Source organism: Reyranella sp. (genome assembly GCF_044224635.1).
Taxonomy (GTDB): Bacteria; Pseudomonadota; Alphaproteobacteria; order Reyranellales; family Reyranellaceae; genus Reyranella.
This window is the reverse complement of sequence record NZ_JBGAKA010000028.1, coordinates 98456-105717: the sequence shown is the minus strand read 5'-3', so window position 1 is coordinate 105717 and position 7262 is coordinate 98456. Positions and strand designations below refer to the sequence as shown.

Here is a 7262-nt window from a genome sequence, read left to right as displayed (position 1 = left end):
GTACCCGTGAGAAATGACCGCGCGCACTTTCGTTCTGTGCCCGATCAAGAATTGCTACGATGCCGCGTCGCAACGGCAGATCTGGCAAGGGCGCTGAAGCTGCTTATCTGAAGAGCGAGGTCGATATCGACCGCAGCTGGTGGGCCGGCCAAGGTGGTTTGGCCGAGCGCAGTCCGGGGAGACGTATAGGCTTATGTCAGGCGTTCGTGCTTTCGAGGGGCTGTGCCTGATGGTCAGGGGGCTAGATCAACGACTGAAGCTCCACGAGCCCAGCATCCCCCATCGCAGGCACCGGACAGGTGAAGGCCCGCGGCTGGGCGAGCAGCCCAGGCCGGAACCGAGCCCGGCGCCCCTTGGCGAAGGGTCGTTCGGCTGGGTAAGCTCGTGCAGCTTGAGCGAGGCGTGAAATGCCAGCCGCTGTCCCAGCAGGGCGGCCGGGTATATTTCACGCCGATTCACATCCGACGATTATCTGGCTGGCAAACGGCTGATGCACTCTCAGGCACTTCATTGCTTCACATGCTGGTGGCATGGGCTGGCAGGGCCTCTGAAAAGATGGCGATTCTGCTGGGGATTATAGTAAGGACTGTGGATAAAATGGCCATATGATGGCTGGGTGTGCACACGTCCGAGAAAAGTCAATAAGAATGGGTATTTTATGCCTGTGAGTCGTGGTTCGTCAACCCGCTGACCGCGCTCGGCATGACCGAGACGATGAAGCTCGAGGGCCACAAGGCGCTGGTGCACACTGCAGCCGCCTCGAATCTCGGCCAGATGCTGAACAAGATCTGCCTCGCCGACGGCATCGGCTTGGTCAATATCGTGCGCAACGCCCAACAGGCGAGCCTGCTGCGCGGCATCGGCGCCCGCCATGTCGTCGATTCGAGCGCGCCGTCCTTCCCCGACGATCTCACGCAGGCGCTGGTCGACACCGGCGCCACCATCGCCTTCGATGCGATCGGCGGCGGCAAGCTGGCCAGCCAGATCCTGACCTGCATGGAAATCGCCATCAACAAGACGTCGACGACCTACAATCGCTACGGCTCGAGCGTGCACAAGCAGGTCTATCTCTACGGCAACCTCGACCTCGGCCCGACCGAGCTGGCGCGCAACTACGGCACCGCCTGGGGCGTCGGCGGCTGGCTGCTGACGCCGTTCCTGCAGAAGATCGGCCGCGCCGGCCAGACGCCGCTGCGCGAGCGCGTGGTCAACAATCTCAAGACCACCTTTGCCAGCCACTACACCAAGGTCATCTCCCTGCCCGAGGTGCTCGACATCGCGAACATCGCCGCCTACACCAAGCGCGCCACCGGCGAGAAATTCCTGATCAATCCGCAGAAGAAATGAGACTCATGCTCTTTTCAATCTCCTCCCCAGCAAAGCTGGGGAGGTGTCGCGTCATACGCGACGGAGGGGTCAGAGGCCCCAGTCCCGTTGCTCATGACCCCTCCGTCCGCGATTACGCGGACACCTCCCCAGCTTCGCTGTAGCTTCGCTGGGGAGGAGATTGAGAGAAGCGTCTAGAACAACAGGGTGACTTCCATGCGCCTCGCCGCCAACGACGTGGTCGGTGCCGTCGTTACTGATGTCGATGCCGCCGCGCTCGACGCGGCGGGCTTCGCGGCGATCGACGACGCCCTGCTGAACCATCAGATGCTGGTGATCCGCGGCCAGCAGCTCACGCCCGACAGCTTCATCGCCTTCGCCCGGCGCTTCGGGCCGATCGACCTGCACGTGCTCGATCGCTACTGGATGCCCGGCCATCCCGAGATCTATGTCATTTCCAACATCGTCGAGGACGGCCGGCCGATCGGCAATCCGCGCGAGGGCTTCGGCTGGCACACCGACCTCAACTATTTCGCCAATCCGACCGCGATCACCCTGCTCTACGGAATCGAGGTGCCAACGCACGGCGCCGAGACGCTGTTCGCCGACACGGCGAAGGCCCTGGCCGCCCTGCCGAGAGCGCGTCGTGCCGCGCTGCGGCAGCTGTCGGCCCGGCACAGCTACCAGCTCCTGCACGCTTCGCGCCCCTGGCTGCCGCCGATGACGCCGGCGCAGATCGAGCGGACGCCTGACGTGCGCCACCCGGTCGTGCGCCGCCATCCGCGCGCCGACCGCGAAGGCCTTTATCTCTGCGACTGGTCGAACGTCCGCCTCGAGCTGCCCGATGAGGCGGAGGCAAAAGCGGTGCAGGAGGAGCTTCTCGCCCACATGATCAGGCCGGAATTCGTTCAGGCGCATCACTGGCGCCCCGGCGATCTGGTGCTGTGGGACAATCGCACCCTCATCCATACCGCCACCGAGTACGATCGCGAACGCCAGCGCCGCCTGGTCTGGCGCACCTCGGTGCGCGGCGAAGTGCCAATGTCGGCTGGCGGGATTCTTGCAGCAGCACTGGCCAGCCATTGACCGCAAAGGCGCAGGGCGATCATATCCCGTCACGGGAAGAGGAACGTGTCGCGTCTTTCGCCAACACCGTCTTCAGGGGGTCTATCCGCATGAAACGCTCGAGCTTTTTGGCCTTGGCCGGCGCATTGTCGCTCGGCCTCGCGGCGCCGCTGCCGGTTGCCGCGCAGCAGGACAAGCAGGTGCTGGTATGGGGAGATACCCTCCCCGCCGGGCTCGATCCGCACGCCATCTTCGACGTGCCGATGCAGTTCATCCTGCTCAACATGTACGACACGCTTTACCGCTACATCGGCAATCCGCCGAAGCTGGAGCCGTGGCTGGCGGCGAGCCATACCGTCAGCGAGGACGGCCTCACCTGGAACTTCAAGCTGACGCCGGGGGTGAAATTCCAGGACGGCAGCCCGCTCACCGCAAACGACGTGGTCTACAGCTTCCGCCGCCTGCTCGCCATGAAGCGCGGCCCGGCCGGCGCCTTCCTGCCGGTGCTGAAGCCCGAAGGGGTGACGGCGCCAGATGCCGAAACCGTCCGCTTCGTGCTCGACAAGCCCTACGCGCCGTTCCTGGCGGCAATTCCGCTGGTCGCCATCGTCAGCCAGCAGCAGGTCGAGGCCAACGTCAAGGACAACGACTTCGGCAGCGCCTGGCTTTCCGCCAACGGCGCCGGCAGCGGCGTCTACAAGCTCGATCCGGCGACCTACCGGCCGCGCGAGGCGCTCGACCTCCTGCGCAACAAGGATCACTTCAAGGGCTGGGCGCACAATCCCAAGCCGATCGACGTCGTGCGCTCGCGGCCCGTCGCCGAGACCTCGACCCGCGTGCTGGCGCTGATGCGCGGCGAGATCGACGCCACCGACTCCTATTTGCCGACCGACCAGGTCGAGCGCGTCGAGAAGAACGCCCGCACGCGCGTGGCGCGCGATGAATCGATGCGCGTGTTCATCATCCGCATGAACAACAAGAAGCCGCCGTTCGACAATGTCAATGCGCGCAAATGCTTCGCTTCGGCGTTCAACTACGAAGGCTTCAACAACGTCATCCTGAAGGGCTTCGTCGATCGCAACCCGGGCCCCAACCCGCGCAACCTGTGGGGCAATCCGCCCGATCTCAAGGGCTACAAGTACGACATGGCGGCGGCCAAGGCGTTTTGCGACAAGGCCAAGGCCGAGGGCGCCAAGCTCGATCGCGAGGTCGAGATCCACATCCAGAGCGAGCTCGAGCAGACCTCGCAGTCCGCCCAGATGTTCCAGGCCGACCTGCAGAAGCTCGGCATCAAGATGAAGATCGTGCCCAGCACGTGGCCTCAGATCACCTCGGCAACGACCAAGCCCGAGACCTCGCCTGATCTGTGGATCCACTGGGTCAGCACCTACTTCGTCGATCCCGAGAACTGGATCGGCCAGATGTACGACAGCCAGTTCCTCGGCACCTGGAAGGCATCGGCCTACTACACCAATCCCAAGGTCGACGAGCTGCTGCGCAAGGCGCGCTCGATCAGCGCCCAGCCCGAGCGCCAGAAGCTCTATCAGGAAGCCACCTCGATCGTCGTCGAGGATTCGCCCGACATCTGGGTCTACAACACCATCCAGCTGCGCGGCCTGTCCAAGCGCGTGCAAGGCTACCAGTTCAGCCCGGTCGGCGGCGGCGGCGACCTGCGCTGGATGTCGCTGGCGGAGTGAGCGGCGACATCCTCAACCTTTCCTCCCCAGCTCCGCTGGGGAGGTGTCCGCGTCTAAAGGCGTTTGGCCGCTCTGCGGCCAAAAGCCGATGCGGACGGAGGGGTCATGAGCAACGGGACTGGGGCTCATGACCCCTCCGCCCCGTATCACGGGGCACCTCCCCAGCGAAGCTGGGGAGGCGAATAGAAGGTAACCACGTGCTCCGTTTCCTGATCCGCCGTCTGCTCCTGGTGATCCCGTCGCTCGTCGGGCTGATGGTGCTGACCTTCGTGCTGGTGCGCGTCGTGCCGGCCGATCCGGCGGCGACCTTGGCCGGCGAAAATTCCACCAAGCAGCAGATCGAGGAGATCCGCGCCAAGTACGGCTTCGACAAGCCGCTCTACGAGCAGTTCGCCATCTATGTCGGCCAGGTCCTGTCGGGCGACCTGGGCAACTCCGCCTTCTCCAACCGGCCGGTCTCCGGCGACGTGCTGCGCACCCTGCCGGCGACCATCGAGCTGGTCTTCATCGCCCTGCTGATCGCCGCCGTGATCGGCATTCCCCTGGGCACGCTGGCGGCGGTGCGCCACAATGGCCTGCTCGACCATGTCGTGCGCGTCGCCACGGTAGGCGGCCTCGCGGTCGCCTCGTTCTGGTTCGCCATCATGCTGCAGCTCCTGTTCTCGATGGAGCTCGAATGGCTGCCGCTGCGCGGCCGCATCGGCGTCAATATCGGCGCCCCGCCGACGGTGACCGGCTTTTTCCTGGTCGATTCGCTGCTCGCCGGGAACTGGACCCAGTTCACCAGCAGCCTGCGCCACATCGCCATGCCGGCGATCACGCTCGCCATACCGGCCCTCGCCACCATCGCCCGCTTCGCCCGCGCCGGCGTGCTCGACACGATGCAGCGCGACTTCGTCCAGTACGAGACGGCGATCGGCTATCCGCGCCATCGCATCATCTGGGTCTATGTCCTGCGCAACTCGGTGATCGCCGCGGTGACCCAGATCGGCCTGCTGTTCGGCGCCCTGATCTCCAGCGCCGTCGCCGTCGAGGCCATCTTCGACTGGCCGGGGCTGGGCAGCTACGCCGTGCAGGCGATCCTGAACAGCGACTACAAGGCGGTGCTGGCGGTCACGCTCGTGGTCGGCGTGATCTACGCCGTGGTCAACATCGTGGTCGACCTGGTGCACGGCCTGCTCGACCCGCGGGTCGCCGAGCAACTATGAAACTGATCCTCTGGAAATTCCTGCGCGACACGCCGGCGGTGCTGGGCTTGGCCATCGTGCTGTTCGGCCTGTTCGTGGCGGTGTTCGCCAACCAGCTCGCGCCGCACCCCGACGCCGCCTTCTCGTCCAACCTGCTGCTGCGCTTCAAGCCACCGTCGGCCGAGCACTGGTTCGGCACCGACAATCTCGGCCGCGACATCTTCAGCCGCGTCATCCTGGGCACACGCAGCGCCTTCATCATCGCCATCACCGTGGTCGGCTCGGCCATGCTGATCGGCGTGCCGCTCGGCCTGCTGGCCGGCCATCTCGGCGGCTGGCGCACCGAGGCGATCATGCGCGTGACCGACATCGTGCTGGCGGTGCCGCAGCTCATCCTGGCGCTGGCGCTGGCGCAGCTGATGAAGCCCGGCCTGGTGACGGCGATGGTGGCGCTGTCCCTCACCTACTGGCCGTTCTTCACCCGCACCGTCTATGCCGAGACGCGGCGCCTCAAGTCCTCGCTGTTCGTCGAGGCGTTACAGGGCGTCGGCGCCTCGACGACGCGCATCCTGTTCCTGCACGTGCTGCCCAATGCCGCCTCGCCGATCATCGTGCGCGCCACCATCGGCATGGGCTTCACCATCCTGACCGCGGCCGTGCTGGGCTTCCTCGGCGTCGGCGCGACGCCGCCCGATCCCGACTGGGGCCTGGCGATCGCCGAGAGCCGGAAATTCCTGCCCGAGACCTGGTGGTTCGCGACCTTTCCGGGGCTCGCCATCCTGATCGCCGTGCTCGGCTTCAACCTGCTGGGCGACGGGCTGCGCGACCTGGTCGATCCCAGGCTGCGGCGGTCGCGATGAGCGAACCGCTGCTTCGCGTCGCCAACCTCGCCGTCTCGATTCGCGGCGACGAGGGCACGGCGAGCATCCTCGACCGCGTCGATCTCGCCATTCCCAAGGGCCGCATCGTCGGCGTCGTCGGCGAATCAGGTTGCGGCAAGTCGACCCTGATCAAGGCCATCCTCGGCGTCTTGCCGCCGCGTTCGCGTATCGAGCGCGGCGAGATCGTGTTCGAAGGGCGCGACCTCGCCCGCCTCGATCCCGCGATCCTGGCCCGCGAGGTGCGCGGCTCGGCGATCGGCTTCATCCCGCAGGACCCGTTCCTCGCCCTCAATCCGGTGTTCCGCGTCGGCGCCCAGATGCTGGAGACCATGCGCTGGCACGCCCCGCCGCAGTGGAAGGGCCAGCATCGCCAGCGCCTGGTGAAGCTTCTGGGCGCGGTGCAGGTGCCTGATCCGGAAGGCGCCCTCGAACGCTATCCGCACGAATTCTCCGGCGGCCAGCGCCAGCGCCTGCTGATCGCCGCCGCGCTGTCCTGCCAGCCGCGCCTGCTGATCGCCGACGAGCCGACCACGGCGCTCGACGTCACGACGCAGCAGCAGGTGCTGAAGCTGCTGCGCGACCTGGTGGCCGAGCTCGACCTCTCCATGCTGTTCGTCACCCACGATTTCGGCGTCGTCGCCCAGCTGTGCGACGAGGTGAACGTGATCTATGCCGGCCAGACCGTCGAGGCGGCGCCGACGCGCGGCCTGATCGACGGCGCGGCCCATCCCTACGCCCGCCTGCTGCTGGCCTGCCATCCCGATCGGGCGACCGACCTCGGCGGCATTCCGGGCAGCGTGCCCAGCGCCTTCGCGCCGCCGCCGGGCTGCCGCTTCCATCCGCGCTGCCCGCTCGCCGTCGCCGACTGCGCCGCGGCGCGGCCGGCCCTGCAGGCGCAATCCACGGGCCACACGGTCGCCTGCCCGCGCCACGAGCTCGCCCTGCCGGAGGCGGCGGCGTGAGGAATGGGTTCGCAGCCAACCCCTTTGTCGTCCTGAGTAAGGCGCGGTTTACCGCGCCGTTAGCGAAGGACCTCATCGGCGATTACAGTGGGAGCACCTTGAAACTTCTGGCGATGAGACCCTTCGCTGCGCTCAGGATGACAA

Annotated in this window: 5 protein-coding genes and 1 pseudogene; all 6 read left to right on the top strand. The window is 66.2% G+C overall.

Annotated elements, in window-relative coordinates; translation table 11 throughout:
- Positions 1–669 precede the first annotated feature (669 nt).
- Positions 670–1347, top strand: a pseudogene (locus tag ACILR9_RS22995) (NADH oxidase); the annotation flags it as partial.
- Positions 1348–1542: 195 nt separating this feature from the next.
- The gene (locus ACILR9_RS22990; RefSeq protein ID WP_395712294.1) at positions 1543–2412 is read left to right on the top strand and encodes a TauD/TfdA dioxygenase family protein; all 870 of its coding nucleotides are present in this window, start codon (positions 1543–1545) and stop codon (positions 2410–2412) included.
- Positions 2413–2501: 89 nt separating this feature from the next.
- The gene (locus ACILR9_RS22985; RefSeq protein WP_395712293.1) at positions 2502–4088 is read left to right on the top strand and encodes an ABC transporter substrate-binding protein; all 1587 of its coding nucleotides are present in this window, start codon (positions 2502–2504) and stop codon (positions 4086–4088) included.
- Positions 4089–4285: 197 nt separating this feature from the next.
- A complete protein-coding gene (locus ACILR9_RS22980; protein ID WP_395712292.1) occupies positions 4286–5296 on the top strand; it encodes an ABC transporter permease in 1011 nt (336 codons plus the stop codon).
- Positions 5293–6135, top strand: a complete 843-nt coding sequence (locus tag ACILR9_RS22975) for an ABC transporter permease (protein ID WP_395712291.1) — start codon at positions 5293–5295, stop codon at positions 6133–6135. Before ACILR9_RS22980 ends, ACILR9_RS22975 begins: the two co-directional genes overlap by 4 nt.
- Positions 6132–7118, top strand: a complete 987-nt coding sequence (locus tag ACILR9_RS22970) for an ABC transporter ATP-binding protein (protein ID WP_395712290.1) — start codon at positions 6132–6134, stop codon at positions 7116–7118. Before ACILR9_RS22975 ends, ACILR9_RS22970 begins: the two co-directional genes overlap by 4 nt.
- Positions 7119–7262 lie beyond the last annotated feature (144 nt).